Here is a 16,455-nt window from a genome sequence, read left to right as displayed (position 1 = left end):
TCATACCCTAAAGAAACGTCTAAGCCAAAGGCATCAGTATCAACTGACTCATTGGCATAATTACTATCAATATCCAAATTTGAGTAAACAAAACCTGGTGCAATAAAAAAACCATGGGAAGTTTCGTCTAGAAGACTTTCATCTTGAACTAAGTCGGACTCATTTATCTCATTTGCAAAAACGGAAGAAGAAGCGCAGCAAAAACAAAGACTAACTAGGGAGAGAAATGATTTAACCATGTTTTGATAAATTCCATTTAACCTATTTAAACAAAACTATATCAAGCTTAGAGTGCAGTAAAAACCTTTAAATAGAAACAAAGTAAAACAACATGCAAGACACATAAAAAAGCTGCCACTTTAACCAAAGTGGCAGCTTTATTCATCACCGATAAGCTAACAAATTAACGCCAAAAGAAAGAGAAAATTCGTTTAAACAGGTTAAACAAAAACTCTAAAGGCGAATCATGTCTTGGGCCTTCACCATTTCCACCACCACGCTTTTCGTAGTCAATTTCAATAATTACAGGGTCATGATCTGAAGATGAATAAGCATTATCAGACTTCACTAAATCGCCAGTATATTGTGAAGAGTATTCAAACAAGTTTGATTCAGCTGAGTTAATATGCCAATCATCCGTCGCTACGATACTTTTCATCAAAGATGCATTTGCCAAAGCATGATCTAAGCTACCTAGCTCACCACTATAAGTGTACGAATAGCCTTTCGCACCTTGGAAGTGCTCAACCAAGTTCGTCAGACCGTAAGACTGGCTAACTTCAACTGAAGCACCACCATTAAGGTCTTCGCCATTTAATGTAGCTTGCTCTGCAGTCACGATTTTACGCTCTGCTGTTAGCGGATCGTAGTCAGTTAACACTCGTACTGGATCTTCTTTACCATAGGCATTTAGATCACCCATAACAAGTACATCACCCTGTACGTTAGTTGCAATGTAATCGCCTAGCGTAACTGCAGCAGAGACTCTAAAGGCATTACAGCTACCTTGAGCATCTTCAGGATTTGCTGTGTCTTCAATACAAGCAGAACCTTTAGATTTAAGATGATTAACAACAATACTTAGCTTACGTTTAGATTCAATATGCTGGAATTTTTGCAATAAAGACACACGCATATATTTATCAAAATTGGTGCCTTCTGCATCCGTACCATGCTGTTCTGGCATATCAATTTTTACAGCATCATCCACTAAAGAAACCACATCAGCACGATAAATAAGACCAACAGCAATAGCATCTGTTCCCACATCATCACCAGCTGATACGTAAGAATAAGGCAATGCACTAGCAGCTTGTGTGGTATTAATTTGATCAACTAATGCCGCAATCGCACTTGCTTCACCAAAGCCATTATTCTCGATTTCCATTAATCCAACAATATCAGCATCTATCATACTAATGGCATTAGCAATCTTAGTCAGTTGCAGCTGATACTCAGTACTTTCTTCTGCACCACGATTATCACCATGGGCATTCGCATCACCACCAAAGGGTGAGTTAAACAAGTTTAATACATTAAAACTGGCAACCCTTAAATTTCCATCCGCTGATAGAATAGGACCGTAAGAAGTTCTATCTGAGTCTAAATCACGACTAAAATCAGATTTTACTAGTACAACATCATCATTTGCAATTAAACGATATTGGCTATAACTATAAGCTACCACACCCGTTAAATTACTGACTTCATCACCAACACGAATGTAACCATCTTCTGGGTTAAAGTCTGGAAAGTAAGGGATAACGCCATTAGCAGGCTTCGCATCTGTATCAACATACAAGGTGCTTTTTGCATTATTCTCAGCCAATGCAACTTCTTCATCAGAACCTGCAACATACAAATGAGTAGACTTGTAAATAGGCTCTTGATGACTTAACACCATATTATTGCGATAAGAGTCATAGTCGAAACTAAAGTTACGAGAAACAATTAGATCGGAGTTTGTTGTAGTAACATACATGCCTTCATAAGGTTCTAATTGCGCATGCAATAACTGCTCGTCATCAAGATCCAATTGCGTTGGACTCAAGGTGTTACCTGTACTTAAAATTTCATATGACCCTGAGTTCATCGAAATCTGTGTAGAGGAATAGTATTCTGAAACCTGGCCTTGAACACACACCTCATCACCAATAGCTAAACCTGATGGGGTCGTATTTGAAAACACAAATAAACCATCTGACGTAGAAGAATCACCATCGCCATTAGCGTCTTGGATAAAGAAACCTGAGTACAGACTCGTAGTGATATCTGTTACTATCCCTGAGGTATACACTGTCTCCCCAGAAAAACTACCTTCAGGCACTAATGGGCTCGAATCACCACTCCCTTGAATCGCATATGTTGGCGTCAAAGTTTGATCAGTACATGTAAAGGGATCTTCGATAACGACATCGCCACCTGGCGCTGCACCCAACCCATCATAATTATCTTTAGCTAAAACATTCCAAGCCGCTGCATTCCATGAACCGTCGGCAATTGGAGTATTTTCAATTCGATCATAAGTCGCATCTTTTGCAAAATCCGTATCACCGTACTGACCAAAGAAGTCCAAGGTTGCACCATCACTCACACGCACAATAGCAACAGGATCATCACCATTGAAGTTTATTGATGAGGAAGTTTGGTTAGCAACATTTAAAATAGAATCACTTGCAGATGAGCTGGCAATAACTAAAACGTCACCCGCCGCTAACGTAATCTCATTAAAAGCAATGTCATTAGGTGAATCGGCGTTGCCATTAGAATATTTAACCAACTTATAATCAGCTAAATTAATTGAACTAGAACTTGTGTTGTATACTTCTATTGCTTTGTTATAACTACTGCCTTCAACATATTGGCTAATAATTAAATCAGCCGAGGCCGTTGATGCAAGCGTACTAGCTATTGATGCCGCTAATACCGTCTTTAAAGGTAAGCTTTTCACTCTTAGTCTCCATTCATTTTTTTAAGCAAGAACTGGGTGCTAATTCCTTTAGCAAATTAAATTAATTCGATCCTTCAAATTATCAAATTCAAGCGTTTATTTTTTTATATCTATAGAATGAGCATAAAAAAAGACAGTAAATAACTGTCATTTCCTAATACTTTCAGCAATATGACACAATCCTGACCTTTCGAACAGCCTTACAAAAAAAATATTCATTATTTATATAAAATCTTATTGTTTAATATTCATGCAATCTTTACGCGCAACAATGATCATTTTTTTGAAGGAATCATGTATAGATTCAACAAGAAGATTTCCTTATAGTAATATCAGTTATTACACTAGAAAGTGAAATAGTGATATTAAGTAATGGAAAACACTATTAATTAAACTACTGATGATTAAAGTCTTAATATGATATTTTTATATTGTGAAACAGGTTTTTAGAAACCTAACAAGACTAGACTTCTAAATAACTATTAAGAGATTACTGACAGGCATCAAGCCAGTTCCCTTTAGGTGACCTAAGCATTCAAATACATTTTTTGCAGTTATAGCTAGATTAGAAGAATCTAATAATACTAAGAGAAGAGATTATAATAGCCACCCTAAAATTAAGGTGGCCAAATAATTGAATGAAGGTTAATCGATTACTTTTTTTGCATAACAAGGTGTGTCTAGATCATTTATTTCAACTGAAATAGAAATATGATTAAGATTAAGTTTTAACAGAGAGTCCAGTACAGAAGCAGACAAATGCTGGCGTTGTGATAATTCACGTCCCGCTAAGAGTTTAATTTCGACATGTATAAAGTTAGCATTCTCGGATTGACCTGCGCTCTGAAAGTAATCAAAGCCCATCGCGCGTGTTTTGATATCTTTCAATTCAAATAAACCCGACTCAGCCGCACCTTGTGTGACTTTATCCATTAACTCATTTGGTTCTAAATGAGCCCTAAGGGTGTTTGAGAACTCTACAATACAATGTGGCATTAAGCATCCTTGTAAGATCTAGTTTAATTAATCAATTTTCTTTGCTCGACAAGTTCACCTTGAGAAAACACACATAACTCCCCTGTTAGCATTTCATGCCAGGTTTCATCGGTCGTTAGAGGTTGAGTCGCAATCACTGTGACAACATCCTTATCCGTCGTCACCTCTTTAAAATCAACACTCACATCATCATCCGATAAAGTCGCCTGCTTAAAAGGCGCTCTCCTGGTGATCCAGTGAAGTTTTGTAGTGCAATAACAAATGAGTTTTTCCCCATCAGACAACATCATATTAAACACACCCATTTTTCTCAGGGTGTCAGCAAGTTTATGCAATGTATTGGCTAACAGATCTACGCTTGGCTCAGAATGAGGGAACGCCTCTTGCAACCTTGCTAACAACCAACAAAAAGCTTTTTCTGAGTCAGTACTACCTAATACTTGATGATGTCCAGAGCACAAAGATTCAGAATTCTCTAGCTGCCCATTATGAGCATAGCTCCAAGTTTTACCCCACATCTGTCGATAAAAAGGGTGCGTATTGGGTAAACACACCTCACCTACATTTGCTTGTCGTATATGACTGATAACAACATCGCACTTTAACGAGGTTTTACTAATGACATCCGCCATGTCTGAATCTGCGCTAGGTCTTGGGTCATGAATACACCAGACTTGCCCTTCACGGTACATAGCAACACCCCAGCCATCTTTATGAGGTCCTGTTTTCCCCCCTCTCGCTCTTAAACCTGCAAAACTAAAACAAATATCGGTTGGCACATTTGCACTCATGCCAAGTAATTCACACATATAAATTCATTATCCTATTAAGCAAGGTCAGTCTCTTCCGACACTTGTTGTGACTTTTTGCGTTTTCTAAACCACCAGATACCAGCACCAATTAAAGCGAAACCAAGAGCATTCAATACACCATAAAGGATGATTTCATTGGAAGAAATGTTTAATTCTTCCTCAGGAATGACCTCCTCCACAGCCTCTTTGCTTGAATCACCAAATTCATCAATACTCGTTTTGACATCAGCCATAAGCTCTTGTGCATCAATTTCAAACTTCAATCTATCTTCTAAGCTTTGCTTTACTTCGTTTTCAACACCTGCAAAACCTTCTCGACTTTCCGCAATAAAATCAGTCACAGCAGCACCAGGGTCTTCATCTGTCAGTAGATCTGAAAATACTGGCTTGCTATAAACATGGCGAAATGTCGGTGTTACATAATTAAACCTTATACCCGTTTGTGTGACACCCTTTAAGCGAGCACGAGCAATAAAATCAAGATTTTTTGCAGGCACCATTTTCTGCCAAAATCCCGCTCCAATTAAGGGCAGCTCACCCTCGAAGCGCGTTCCGTCACTGTATTCAACCTCTAAAAACACCTGACTTCTAAACAGGTTTAGACGAAGGTTACTGGGTTTGATACTAAAACCCGTTAAACCATAATCAACATCAACACTAAGATTAATCGCAGGCGTTAAGGTAAAGAATTGACTCAGTTTACGTGCAAAAGACTGCCCATCTAAGAAACTGCGGAGTTCGTAATCTCCCTCTGTCATCAATGAGTCAATTTTATTTTTGAATTGAAAGCTGCTTTGCTCTAACTCTTTCTCGTCAACCACCTCAGATAATTCACCCATATGACGAATCAAAGACTGGTTTGCAGTTAAGACTTCCAGCAAAATCGGATCTTTGATTAGCTCACCGTTTTCATACAAACCGATACTGGAGAAAAGTGGTTCGTTAATAAAAAGAACTGACGCAAGATTGCTTGCTTCTACTTTTAAATTCGTGACAATGCGGATACTGGATTTTTCAATATTGACATTTTCAACCTGCCAAGTACCTAAGGTAGGTTTCTCAACGGTGACTAAGGTATAACGAAAGCCATTGGCCACATTTACCTTTTGATCATCCTCAAGGGTTAGTACATCTCCCTTGGGCGCAATGACTTTTGGTTTTTTACCAAAATCATGAAAAACTAACAGCGTAAACTCATCGATGCTTTCATCAATGAAAAATGTATTGTCTTCAAAGGGGATTTCATCTGTTTTATTTGCCGAGGTAAAAATACGGTTAAACGTACTCAGAAGATCTTCTGGCACCGCAACTTCGGTATAACTTGCGTCAGTTTTAATTGATAAGGTTTTTAATAATTCAGCATCCGTATAGCCTGTCATTGACACTGTGTGTAAATGAATCCCCCTTTCAATAAGCTCATCTAAAATAGGTGTCAGAATTGCTTTACGGGATAAATCGTTAACTTCTTGGTCTAAGCTGATATCAACCATACCATCAGTGACTAAAATCCAGTGTTGCTCCGCATCATTAGGTATGCCAGGGGCAGGAGGTGTATTTAGCATGAGCTTTAGAACTGACTCTAAATCGGTCTGCACATCTTCCGTAACATAACCGCCTAGATTATTTTTTAAACTGGACTTTAGATCTGTCGAGATAGGAGCTTCAGGTAATAACACCCTAGGTTGTTCGCCAAATAGCCATACCCCTAAACTCGACTCTTGTTCAGGTGCTAAGTCGGCAATTAACCTCATGGATTCGGATGTTAAGCGGTCTGGATCACTGATGTTCATGCTACCAGAAGCATCTACAATGACTCTAAACTGGGTATTGGCATGACCCAAAGCGGTAATTGAAAACAAACACATAGCCACCAGAAGGCGTAACAACATAGATTATTCCTTAGTCAAAATACATTTGCTTATTTGATCGCTTTCCCTTAAAGAGGTTAACCTAATAGCAAATAGACTGATTAATCTAAGTCTAGATGCTCCGGCATACCATGAACCCATCTAATGACATGGGTTTCCCAATCTTCTTCAGGCACTTTATTCTCATTTATGGCATAGTCTTTTACAGTTAGCCCTTGCGCTAACATCTTTGAATGATCCCCTATTAGAAGAGGATGCCAATCAGGCAACTTACCTGTTTCATGTAGCACTTTATAACTACAGGTATCAGGCAACCAAACAAAATCATCCAAATGTTTTGGCGTTAAATCAACGCAAGAATCCACATGATCAAATCTATTTTCGTATACCTTACATTGACAACTCTTGATATTTAGCTGCTGACAAGCAAGGTCGGTATAGTAGATTTCATTGGTTTCATCATCTTGTAATTTTTGCAGGCAACATTTGCCACAACCATCACAGATACTCTCCCACTCAGCCTCTTCCATTTGTGACAGGGTTTTAGTTTCCCAATAAGGCTGATAACGCTTTGCTATCATTTAATAAACTGCCTTAGTCGGAGTTTTATAAAGGTCCAGCAATGACTCTTCTTTTGTCGGGGGTAATTGCAAATAAAAACCTTGATCTCGAATCGATGTCAACACTGTTTTTGCATCAGTACGCGCGAGCTTTTTGTTTTCATCAAGTAATAACACCATCGCTGGTGTACCACGCCCAAACCTTTCCATTAGGGCTTCAGGCACAACCCCTAAGCCATCTTCTTTTGTTACATAGATGTACATTTCGTCCTGTTTGGTGGAACGGAAAACTTGTACTATTTTTCTTTCTAATGCCATGATCTTAATCGTTTCAAAGTTAGTTCATAGGTTTTACTAAATTAAGCTTTAGCAAATCGTTCTAATATCGGCTCAATGATTTCAGCTTTTCGCCAGCCTGTCATAGTAGGTGGTATTAGCGTTAAGGCTTCGCCTAAAAATAGATGCCTTACAATAGGGTCTAATTGTTTCTTTTTAAGCGCAGCCTCAGGCGCAATGCCCAAACCTTTTGCCTTTTCTACCACAAACGCCTTAATTGCTTTGGATAATTCGCCCGCTTGAGAAGGCAATGGCATATCAAGTGCTAGCTGATACTCGTCCTGACTCAACTCTTTTACTAAGGCCACGGTTTCTAAAATATGTTCACCATAAAGACGATGCTGACGACCTGTCATTTCCTCTGTTCTTGATAACGCATTATGGTTATCAGGGAAAAACTTTGCAATTGCCCACAAGGTACGGTCTTTTATCACCTGACCTTTTGGTACATCTTCTGCCCTTGCCGTTTTATCACGCCACACAAATAACAATCGTAAAAGTGTGAGGCTTTTTGGATTTAAACGCCAGGCAGACTTCACATTAAACCAATTCTGTTCAGGGTCACTGTTTAGTCGGTATTGATGAATAATGGCGGCTCCATCTTCAAGCGCCCAAGCAAGCATATTTTTCTTATCCAAGGCGTCCATCTGAGTGTGATAAACATCGATCAAGTGGATAACATCCAAAGCAGCGTAGCGTTTTTGCGCTTCGGTTAACGGGCGCTTAAGCCAGTCCGATCGCGTCTCGTCTTTAGCTATTTCGATATTTTTATAGGCCAGAATCAACTTCACATAACTGAGCGACCATTGCCCACTCACATAAGCTTCTGCAACCTGAGTATCATAAAAAGGGCTAGGAACCACACCTAACAAACGATCAAATACTTCCAAATCTTCCGAACACGCATGAAACACTTTTACCACGGATTGATTTGTCATCAAGTCAATAAGAGGCTGCCAATTACTAATGGCAAGTGGATCAACTAATACCGCATGCTCACCTTCACTGATTTGTATAAGGCCCGTAATGGGGTAAAAAGTCGTTCGGCGAATAAACTCTGTATCAACTGCAATCACAGGAAGAGCAGCGAAATGATCACACCATTTTACCAGATCATCATCTTTCTCAACCCAGACTATTGGTACATCTTTATTGTTTAAGCTCATGTTATAACTTTTTCCGACCATCCAGCGCCAAGGCAAGTGTATTGCCATCGACATATTCTAATTCACCGCCCATAGGCACACCATGAGCAATACGGGTAATTTCAATGTCACTCGACTTGAGCATTTCGGCGATATAATGACTCGTCGCTTCCCCTTCAAGGGTTGAATTGGTTGCAATAATGACTTCTTCAACCTTGTTGGTTTCAACAATATTTTCCAATCGATCCAAACCTAGCTCATCAGGTCCAATACCATCAATTGGCGATAGATGACCTAAAAGCACAAAGTAGCGCCCATTAAATCGACCTGAAGCCTCCATGGCAGCAACATCGGCGGGGGTTTCAACAATACAGATTGTTTTACTATCCCTATCCGTCGCACTGCAAATCTGACATTCCAAATCTTCTGTCAGGTTTCGACAACTCGAACAACGCCCTACTTTATCTAAAGCAGTACGTAATGATTCGGCTAGTCGATCAGCCCCTTGATGATCTCGCTCTAATAAGTACAAGGCCATTTTCTGAGCAGATTTAGGGCCCACTCCAGGTAAACATCGAAGGGATTCGATTAACTCAGCAATTAATGGGCTAAATACCACTTTCTAATACCTTTTCATATATTTTGATGAATTTAGAATGGCATTTTAAAACCAGGAGGTAGAGGCATACCTTCTGTTGCTGCGTCCATTTTTGATTTTTGTGTTGTTTCAATATTGCGAACAGCATCATTAACCGCTGCTGCTATAAGGTCTTCTAAAATTTCTTTATCATCTTCAAAGAGACTGTCGTCAATTTGAACACGCTTAACATCATGACGACCTGTCATGGTAATTTTTACCAGGCCTGCACCAGATTGACCTTCAACTTCCATATTGGCAATTTCGTCTTGTACTTTTTGTACGTTCTCTTGCATTTTTTGCGCTTGGCGCATGATATTGCCCATACCACCTTTAAACATTTTATTCTCCGTTACGCTTTGATTTTGACACTGTCATAAATAAGTTGACCACCCATGGTGCTTGATAAAGCTTGCACGATTGGGTGAGCATTTAGATGTTCAATGGCTTCTTGCATTGCTTGTGCCCTTTTGCTGGCAGCAAACTCTTCTGCGGTTACACCAGAAACATCTTCTACTGTATTAATTATAAGAGGGACGACTGCATCAAAATAATGGCTAATCGCCCCTTGTATTTGTTCGTATCTAACTTGGTTTAGCATATGCCCGTATTCTAACGGGACCTCAAGTTTAATACCTTGTTCTCCTGCTTCTAACATGCAAGAGTTCATTAAAATATTTTGTACTAACCCGGTTAAAGGCAATCGTGGCGCAATCAACCACCACATTTGCATTGTCATCTTAGAAAAGTGATCAATAGGCTCTACTTTTTCACCTAAAGCAGGCTGAACAATAATTTGGGCCTTAGTGTAACTCACATCTTCTAGGTTAGTTGCTATTGCTTTTTCAACAAGGGCCTCTGTCTCTGTTATGGGTGCAATCTCTTCAACTTCAATAGTTTGAGATTGCATCACTGCCACCAACTCTGCGGAGCGATCCATTGCATGATCATCAATTAACTCAATGTCATCCTCTGAGTCACTATCTTCTAAGTCACCATCCTCTGAGCCATCAACCTCTAAGCCACTATCCTCTGACGCATCATTATTCAACGCTTGATCCGTTTGAGTTTGTTGAGATAGTCCAGTTGAAGCAGGTGTCTGGCGCTGTTGAGCTGCAGCATCATCCTCATTTAAACTCGCTTCAACGTCTTGCTCAGGTAATGAATCAAGCTCTTTAGCCGCTAGTTTTGTCTCTGTAACTGAAGCAAGTGTTTCTGCACTATCAGGCTTTGTTTCGCCTTGGTCTTGCATTATTTTATTTAAATCTGCCATTTTTTCTTTGGCAGCAGCTTGATCCAATACCTTAGGCTTTTCGTCTGCTTCAAATGGCGGTTTAGTATCCATTTCAGTTGTTTGAGATGATACAGAAGCTGAGGCAGAATTTACTGGCGAATGTTTCTCTGCAGTGACATTGAGGGTCTCGTCTTTTTGCTCACCTTGCTGATCAATAGTCGCCTTATCACCTTCGCCCTTTAAAGTTTTATTAATTAAAGGTTTATTAGTTGAAGGTTCATTAGTTAAAGGCTTAAGCGGTTCTAAATTCTTTTCAACGTCAGTAGCGACAGAGATTGCCTGATCAATTTCATGCTTAACATCAGGGTATTTTGCTGTTATCTCTTGTACAGAAGAGTCAATTTCATTTTGAATTAGGGGCTCAGACGCGTCAGAAGCAGAAGATGTACTTTCGGGCGTGTGAGTAACAAGTGCGACAGGAGAGGTAGAGACACTGGTCGCTTGAGCGGGGCGAAATGCAATCAAACGCAACAACAGCATTTCAAAACCTGCTTTAGGAGAATGAGCTAGCGGTAAGTCTCGCTTGCCAATTAGCATGGTTTGATAAAAGAGCTGAATTACTTCACTCGGCACTTGCTGAGCGATGAGTTTAACCTTAGCCAAATCGCCTAATTGATCTTCAAGTGCACCAGGCACCTGCTGTTCAATCGCAATACGATGCAACAAGTCTAATAATGAGGCACATATTGCCACAAAATCCGGTTGATAATCCGCTAAATCATTCACTAATTTAAGCAGGTTTGCCGCATCACTTTGAACGATAGCGTCTAATAACCCAACCACTTGTGCCTGATTAACCAAACCCAGCATAGAAGTGACATCTGTTTCGCTGATATGCCCATTACCAAAAGCAATAGCTTGATCTGTTAAACTCAAAGCATCACGCATACTGCCATTAGCTGCCTGACCAATTTGCCACAATCCTGCTTCATCATAGCTTAGCTGCTCTGTCGTCAATACTTTCTCAAGGTAATTAACCACCCTGCCAGGCGACATATTTTTTAAATTAAATTGAAGACACCTTGAAAGTATCGTAACAGGCAATTTTTGCGGATCAGTGGTAGCAAGCAAAAATTTTACATGGGCTGGCGGCTCTTCTAAGGTTTTTAATAAGGCATTAAAAGAGTGAGTGGACAACATATGCACCTCATCTATTAAGTACACCTTAAAGCGACCACGCGTTGGGGTATATTGCACATTTTCTAGTAGTTCGCGGGTATCCTCTACCTTTGTACGAGATGCTGCATCGACTTCAATAAGGTCAACAAAACGACCTTCTGCAATCTCAACACAACTGCCACAGGTTCCACAAGGCTCAGGAGAAATACCATTAGTCTCACAATTCAAGCATTTAGCAAAAATTCTCGCTATGGTGGTTTTACCCACACCACGCGTACCTGTAAATAAATAGGCATGATGAAGTCGCTGCTGTTTTAAAGCATTCACTAAAGCCTGTAATACATGATCTTGACCTGCAAGTTCAATAAAATTTTGAGGACGCCATTTTCGTGCTAATACTTGATAACTCATGATCCATGCTAGCTTTTTTACGCGGATCCTCATTGTACGGTAGTCAGACACATGGGCCAACACTTTAGCGCACGAAAGTGTTGAAACTTATTAATATTCAATTATTTGCATAAGAAACAAGCAAACACAGACTTGCCATAAATTCTAATCAAGCAAGATTTTTGAAAAAAACCTTTATCGACACCAGCAACAGGAAAATTTACAAAACGCCCAACTTCAATAAAGCCAAGACGCTGATAAAATAATGGCGCTTGAAAAGTATAGGTATCTAAACAAATCGAGGTTAATTGATGAGACAAAGCAAAGCTCCCTATTTGATTCATTAAACGACATCCTAAATGTTGGCGTCGTATTTTATTTGGAATCCAAAATAATCAATATGTAAAACGCTCCCTACAATTATTGCTACCATGCCAGTTACAATATTCCCCACATTATTATCTAAACTTAAGACAAGCGTCGATTCTTTCACATCCGGAAAAAAACCATCGTTGTAATCACATAGTCCATTAAAAACCGAAGCCACATCCGACTCTGTAGGTTTTAAATTCATTTTTATGTAATATCACTTTCCATAATCACCTTCAAATTACTTTAAACATGCGTTACTTATAGGATTCTTGGTTACCTAGGTATTTATCATAAATTACTTGCAGGACTCCTTCCTTTCGCATTTTTTGAAGTTCAATATCATAACGACGCTTGATACTTTCGATATAGGGATAATCAGACACTTTGACAAAAGTATTAAAATATTGCTTTTCTTTAAGTGGCTTCTGAAGAAAGGTGATTTTATCCAGATAACCCCCTTGCCTTGCTTGAAAAAGCGTATCTATACGACTATTTGCATAAGTATCAAAACGACCGTGCAAAAGCTTATTCATATTCAACTCATTTTTGACAACCATATCTAACGTAAAGACACCCGAGTCAGCGGCCTCCCAAAATGCCTTTGTGTAAGAAAAACCCTGTGTTGCACCTATTTTTAACCCCTTAAAGTCATCGAATGTATCAAAATCAAACTTGCCTAGATTCTCTTTTAGAAGAAAGAAATTCCAACTTAAAGTAACATGTGACTGTTCTGGATAGTCTAAATATTGCGCTCTCTCAGTTTTATAGGAATAGGTCAAAATCATATCAACATTTGGATCTTGCCATAGGTGCTTTAGCCTTGTAGATGAAGCAACAATCTCGATCTCGTATGAAACCTCTAGCTTTTTCATTATGGTATCTATCACATCAACATCGATACCGACTAACTGCTGGTTTTCATCGTAAAACCTCAGTGGCGCACCTTGAATACCGACAATTTTGAAGCTATGTGCTGACACAAAAACAGGCAAGCATATCAAGAAAATCAGCCAAATTTTAAACCACCTCATACCTACCTCTTTTTATTATTCTTTTAAAGTTTAGCCGTGTTAAACACTATAAAAATATCAGGTAAAATTTTGTCGATATTGGCTAGGGCTGATTCCGACATGACGCTTAAATAATCCCCTAAAAAAGCGAACATCTTGGTACCCAACCGCATCACTTATTTTTTCAACATTCCAGATAGTCTCAAGCAGATATTCTTTCGCCAACTCAACCCTCATATATTGCACATAGATCAAAGGCGGCATACCCGTTGCTTTCACAAATTTACGTTTAACCTGCCTGTCACTTAAGTTAATTTTTTGGGCCAGCTGGTCAAGCTTAAAAGGCTGTGCAAGCGTCTCTTGCAACCAGTCTTGTAATATATGAATATCTTCATCTAGATGCCTTCTCATCTTGTCTGGAGTCCGAAAGACCTGAAGACTTTTGCGAGAGAAATCCAACATAAGTAATTTAGCACATTGCCTTTTAACAGCCTGACCAAATTGCTCTCCTATAATGTGCAAGATAAGATCCTGATAAGCATTTGCACCACCACTTGTTAGCAAGCGGCCTTGCTGACAAATCACTTCATGACTCTTTAATAAAACTTTGGGGTAAGCTTGCTGAAACTCATTATCATATTGCCAATGGGTTGTGGCCGATTTGCCATCTAACAACCCAGTTGCCGCCAACAAAAATGCACCTGTACATAAACTAATAAGTCGGCTGCCTTCTTGATACTGCCCTTGCAACCAATCAAGCAAAGCTTGCTCAAACACTAAGGAGTTTGGTGTTATTCGTCCCAGTGGTGCAATAACAATATAGTCACTTCGCTCAACTTCATTAAATGTCTTCACCAGTTTGAATTCGAAGTTTTTTGCTTCTTTTAACCAACACTGGGTACCAACAACATTTATTTCAATTCGCCTCTCTTTCTCGACTAGACTATTTGCAAGTTGAAACATTTCGTAAGGACCTATCACAGTCGAAAGAGGTGAACCTTGACTGACCAAAATAGTGCATTTCATTTAATATTCCTTATGTCCTAATCACCACCCTAAGTTAGCATTAAAGCCTCTTAATTCACACTTCATCATCGACTAGACTTACCCTAAACACCACTTAAACTAGGAGTTTTCATGAGCAGCGAAGAAGCCACTCTCAACACCTTTTATCAAGCATTTCAAAAACTAGACTATAAAACCATGGCAAGCTGCTACCACAAGGACGCTGAATTCGGGGATGAGGTTTTTGATCTTCAGAATAAAGAGATTCACGCCATGTGGCATATGCTTTGTGAAAAGGCAAAAGACTTTAAATTAACCTATGTTATTTCACAAAATGGCTCACAACCTATAGTCACTTGGCAAGCTAACTATACCTTTAGTCAGACAGGACGTTCGGTTGAAAATATCATAACGGCAAGCTTTAAATTTAAAGATGGCAAGATAATTAATCATAAAGATTCATTCGATTTTTGGCGCTGGAGCAGGCAAGCACTTGGAATGAGCGGTTTATTATTGGGCTGGAGTGCTGTATTTAAAAACAAGGTAAAATCGACAGCAAAAATGAGACTAGATAAATTTATCGAGAGACAAGAACAATATCAGGCTAAAAGCTAACTAAATCACCTTGGAGTAACCAAGCCTTGGTTACCCCAAAAATGATGAGACCGATAATGAATTACATTAAAGCGCGGCCATTATCACCTTGTTCATACACTAACAAGCTTACACGAGACAACACCTTGATATCTTCCAAAGAGATTTTCAATGACATTTCACCATTTGAAATACGTTTCACTATGCCTTGCATATAAGGAATATCATCTTTTGCTTTAGGTACACGGTTGGCAATAAAAGTGAACCATTTCTCATTCATATTCTTAAGAACTTTCTTAATAACTTCTTGGTTAACAATGGTAAAAGGTTTATCTAAATTACCACCGTCGCGCAAGATATCATAAATAATGTGGCCCTTTTTCTTCGCTTGCATCATATTTTCAGTATTCAACTGAAGTTCCGCAATATGACCATTACTCATTTTCAAAAAGAACTTAATATCCTTATAACCAGCGGCTGTTGCACCACAATTATGCTCAGCATTTTTACTGGTACCATACCTATCCTTTAAAACAGACTGTTTGTCTTTTATACAATTAAATTCTTGCGATAAAATGATGAGTTTTTTTGCAACAATCATATCATTCATATTAGTGAAGACAATCGTCATACGAGCTGCATCTTTTAAGTCACCCATATCGTATTTACGCTTACGATTTGTCACTTTATCTAATGCACCATGGAAATCTTTTAAGCCACCGTAAGCACCAGGCGGCTGCTTTAAAACGGCATCTTTAGAGCCCACTACACTTTGAATGTTTTTCGAGAACTCAATCAACTCCATTTGCGCAGTAGCAATTTCATCAAACATCAAAAACAATTGTTTACGCTTTAATTGAGTATTTGCAATCTGATGCCTAGCAGCATTATCAATATTGCCACTTTTTATCTTGGCATTGGTTGCTGCATCCATGTAATTAGATAATGAATCTTTTTTAGTCATAATATCCAGAATCACTTGATCCTGATTTTTATTCGCCGCATTTTGATAATCATAGGTTTCTATTTTATTTCTTAAGGCAGCTAGCTTTGGCTTGAGGCTGTCATTTTTAACCAGACGAAAGCCTTGAGTCAGTTTACCTTCCTGGTTTATCTTTGCCATTACAGCGGCTTTACGCTTTTTAATAAGAGCCTCTTCCTTAGCTTCCTCTTCATCTTTCTTATCTAATTGAACAATGAACTCATTTAAAATCTTGAGCATTTCATCATCCATTCCGGCATTTACATTCATGTCACTCATAATTTTTTCTCCGCATTGATAATTGACTATGATTAATTTTTAACACCGAACTTCATCGAAATCATTAAAATGATTAAAAAACAAGGCAAAATCCACAGTAAAAACA

The 16,455-nt window shown here is 38.9% G+C and carries 16 protein-coding genes; 1 reads left to right on the top strand and 15 read right to left on the bottom strand.

Annotated features, from left to right (window positions below):
- The 14 genes from MED121_RS24430 to MED121_RS15470 form a co-directional block, all read right to left on the bottom strand.
- A partial coding sequence (locus MED121_RS24430) for a hypothetical protein (protein WP_009834666.1) occupies nucleotides 1-239 on the bottom strand: 239 nt, incomplete at its 3' end.
- 164 nt (nucleotides 240-403) lie between these two features.
- On the bottom strand, nucleotides 404-2,950 hold the full coding sequence (locus MED121_RS15530) for an ExeM/NucH family extracellular endonuclease (protein WP_009834665.1): 2,547 nt from the start codon (nucleotides 2,948-2,950) through the stop codon (nucleotides 404-406).
- Nucleotides 2,951-3,595: 645 nt separating this feature from the next.
- Nucleotides 3,596-3,946 carry a 5-carboxymethyl-2-hydroxymuconate Delta-isomerase gene (locus tag MED121_RS15525; RefSeq protein WP_009834664.1) on the bottom strand — a complete coding sequence of 117 codons (351 nt, stop codon included), beginning with the start codon at nucleotides 3,944-3,946 and terminating at the stop codon, nucleotides 3,596-3,598.
- Nucleotides 3,947-3,969: 23 nt separating this feature from the next.
- A complete protein-coding gene (locus tag MED121_RS15520; RefSeq protein WP_009834663.1) occupies nucleotides 3,970-4,755 on the bottom strand; it encodes a class II glutamine amidotransferase in 786 nt (261 codons plus the stop codon).
- Between the two features lie 17 nt (nucleotides 4,756-4,772).
- Entirely contained in the window at nucleotides 4,773-6,647 is a 1,875-nt protein-coding gene (locus tag MED121_RS15515) for a vWA domain-containing protein (RefSeq protein ID WP_009834662.1), read from the bottom strand.
- A gap of 80 nt (nucleotides 6,648-6,727) precedes the next feature.
- The gene (locus MED121_RS15510; protein WP_009834661.1) at nucleotides 6,728-7,207 is read right to left on the bottom strand and encodes a YcgN family cysteine cluster protein; all 480 of its coding nucleotides are present in this window, start codon (nucleotides 7,205-7,207) and stop codon (nucleotides 6,728-6,730) included.
- Nucleotides 7,208-7,504, bottom strand: coding sequence for a YcgL domain-containing protein (locus tag MED121_RS15505; protein WP_036180900.1), 297 nt, complete (start codon nucleotides 7,502-7,504; stop codon nucleotides 7,208-7,210). It lies immediately after the preceding gene.
- A gap of 41 nt (nucleotides 7,505-7,545) precedes the next feature.
- On the bottom strand, nucleotides 7,546-8,742 hold the full coding sequence (gene rnd / locus MED121_RS15500) for a ribonuclease D (RefSeq protein WP_242603218.1): 1,197 nt from the start codon (nucleotides 8,740-8,742) through the stop codon (nucleotides 7,546-7,548).
- A complete protein-coding gene (gene recR, locus MED121_RS15495; RefSeq protein WP_009834658.1) occupies nucleotides 8,690-9,286 on the bottom strand; it encodes a recombination mediator RecR in 597 nt (198 codons plus the stop codon). Before recR ends, rnd begins: the two co-directional genes overlap by 53 nt.
- 32 nt (nucleotides 9,287-9,318) lie before the next feature.
- Nucleotides 9,319-9,645 (bottom strand): YbaB/EbfC family nucleoid-associated protein, encoded by a 327-nt coding sequence (locus tag MED121_RS15490; RefSeq protein ID WP_009834657.1) that lies wholly within the window; start codon nucleotides 9,643-9,645, stop codon nucleotides 9,319-9,321.
- Nucleotides 9,646-9,656: 11 nt separating this feature from the next.
- Nucleotides 9,657-12,128: a DNA polymerase III subunit gamma/tau gene (gene dnaX / locus MED121_RS15485; RefSeq protein WP_009834656.1), complete on the bottom strand. Its 2,472-nt coding sequence runs from the start codon at nucleotides 12,126-12,128 to the stop codon at nucleotides 9,657-9,659.
- 101 nt (nucleotides 12,129-12,229) lie between these two features.
- A complete protein-coding gene (locus tag MED121_RS23800; RefSeq protein ID WP_009834655.1) occupies nucleotides 12,230-12,451 on the bottom strand; it encodes a hypothetical protein in 222 nt (73 codons plus the stop codon).
- Between the two features lie 282 nt (nucleotides 12,452-12,733).
- Nucleotides 12,734-13,510 carry a transporter substrate-binding domain-containing protein gene (locus MED121_RS15475; RefSeq protein ID WP_009834653.1) on the bottom strand — a complete coding sequence of 259 codons (777 nt, stop codon included), beginning with the start codon at nucleotides 13,508-13,510 and terminating at the stop codon, nucleotides 12,734-12,736.
- Nucleotides 13,511-13,567: 57 nt separating this feature from the next.
- Nucleotides 13,568-14,515 carry a helix-turn-helix domain-containing protein gene (locus MED121_RS15470; RefSeq protein ID WP_009834652.1) on the bottom strand — a complete coding sequence of 316 codons (948 nt, stop codon included), beginning with the start codon at nucleotides 14,513-14,515 and terminating at the stop codon, nucleotides 13,568-13,570.
- 111 nt (nucleotides 14,516-14,626) lie between these two features.
- On the opposite strand from MED121_RS15470, the gene MED121_RS15465 reads away from it, so the two are divergent.
- On the top strand, nucleotides 14,627-15,109 hold the full coding sequence (locus MED121_RS15465) for a nuclear transport factor 2 family protein (protein ID WP_009834651.1): 483 nt from the start codon (nucleotides 14,627-14,629) through the stop codon (nucleotides 15,107-15,109).
- Between the two features lie 61 nt (nucleotides 15,110-15,170).
- On the opposite strand, the gene MED121_RS15460 is transcribed toward MED121_RS15465, so the two are convergent.
- Nucleotides 15,171-16,349 carry a hypothetical protein gene (locus MED121_RS15460; RefSeq protein ID WP_009834650.1) on the bottom strand — a complete coding sequence of 393 codons (1,179 nt, stop codon included), beginning with the start codon at nucleotides 16,347-16,349 and terminating at the stop codon, nucleotides 15,171-15,173.
- Nucleotides 16,350-16,455: the final 106 nt, after the last annotated feature.

The sequence above is a fragment of the Marinomonas sp. MED121 genome (assembly GCF_000153025.1).
In the GTDB taxonomy this organism is placed as follows: Bacteria; Pseudomonadota; Gammaproteobacteria; order Pseudomonadales; family Marinomonadaceae; genus Marinomonas.
The sequence above is the reverse complement of the archived record's forward strand: the minus strand, read 5'-3'. Positions and strand labels throughout refer to the sequence as shown.

Bases quoted from the DNA above. Each gene is read 5' to 3' on its own strand.
- MED121_RS15465 (WP_009834651.1), top strand. From the start codon at position 14,627: ATGAGCAGCGAAGAAGCCACTCTCAACACCTTTTATCAAGCATTTCAA.
- MED121_RS15490 (WP_009834657.1), bottom strand. From the start codon at position 9,645: ATGTTTAAAGGTGGTATGGGCAATATCATGCGCCAAGCGCAAAAAATG.
- MED121_RS15460 (WP_009834650.1), bottom strand. From the start codon at position 16,349: ATGAGTGACATGAATGTAAATGCCGGAATGGATGATGAAATGCTCAAG.
- MED121_RS15505 (WP_036180900.1), bottom strand. From the start codon at position 7,504: ATGGCATTAGAAAGAAAAATAGTACAAGTTTTCCGTTCCACCAAACAG.
- MED121_RS15515 (WP_009834662.1), bottom strand. From the start codon at position 6,647: ATGTTGTTACGCCTTCTGGTGGCTATGTGTTTGTTTTCAATTACCGCT.
- MED121_RS15470 (WP_009834652.1), bottom strand. From the start codon at position 14,515: ATGAAATGCACTATTTTGGTCAGTCAAGGTTCACCTCTTTCGACTGTG.
- dnaX (WP_009834656.1), bottom strand. From the start codon at position 12,128: ATGAGTTATCAAGTATTAGCACGAAAATGGCGTCCTCAAAATTTTATT.
- MED121_RS15520 (WP_009834663.1), bottom strand. From the start codon at position 4,755: ATGTGTGAATTACTTGGCATGAGTGCAAATGTGCCAACCGATATTTGT.
- MED121_RS15475 (WP_009834653.1), bottom strand. From the start codon at position 13,510: ATGAGGTGGTTTAAAATTTGGCTGATTTTCTTGATATGCTTGCCTGTT.
- MED121_RS15525 (WP_009834664.1), bottom strand. From the start codon at position 3,946: ATGCCACATTGTATTGTAGAGTTCTCAAACACCCTTAGGGCTCATTTA.
- MED121_RS23800 (WP_009834655.1), bottom strand. From the start codon at position 12,451: ATGAATCAAATAGGGAGCTTTGCTTTGTCTCATCAATTAACCTCGATT.
- rnd (WP_242603218.1), bottom strand. From the start codon at position 8,742: ATGTCGATGGCAATACACTTGCCTTGGCGCTGGATGGTCGGAAAAAGT.
- MED121_RS15510 (WP_009834661.1), bottom strand. From the start codon at position 7,207: ATGATAGCAAAGCGTTATCAGCCTTATTGGGAAACTAAAACCCTGTCA.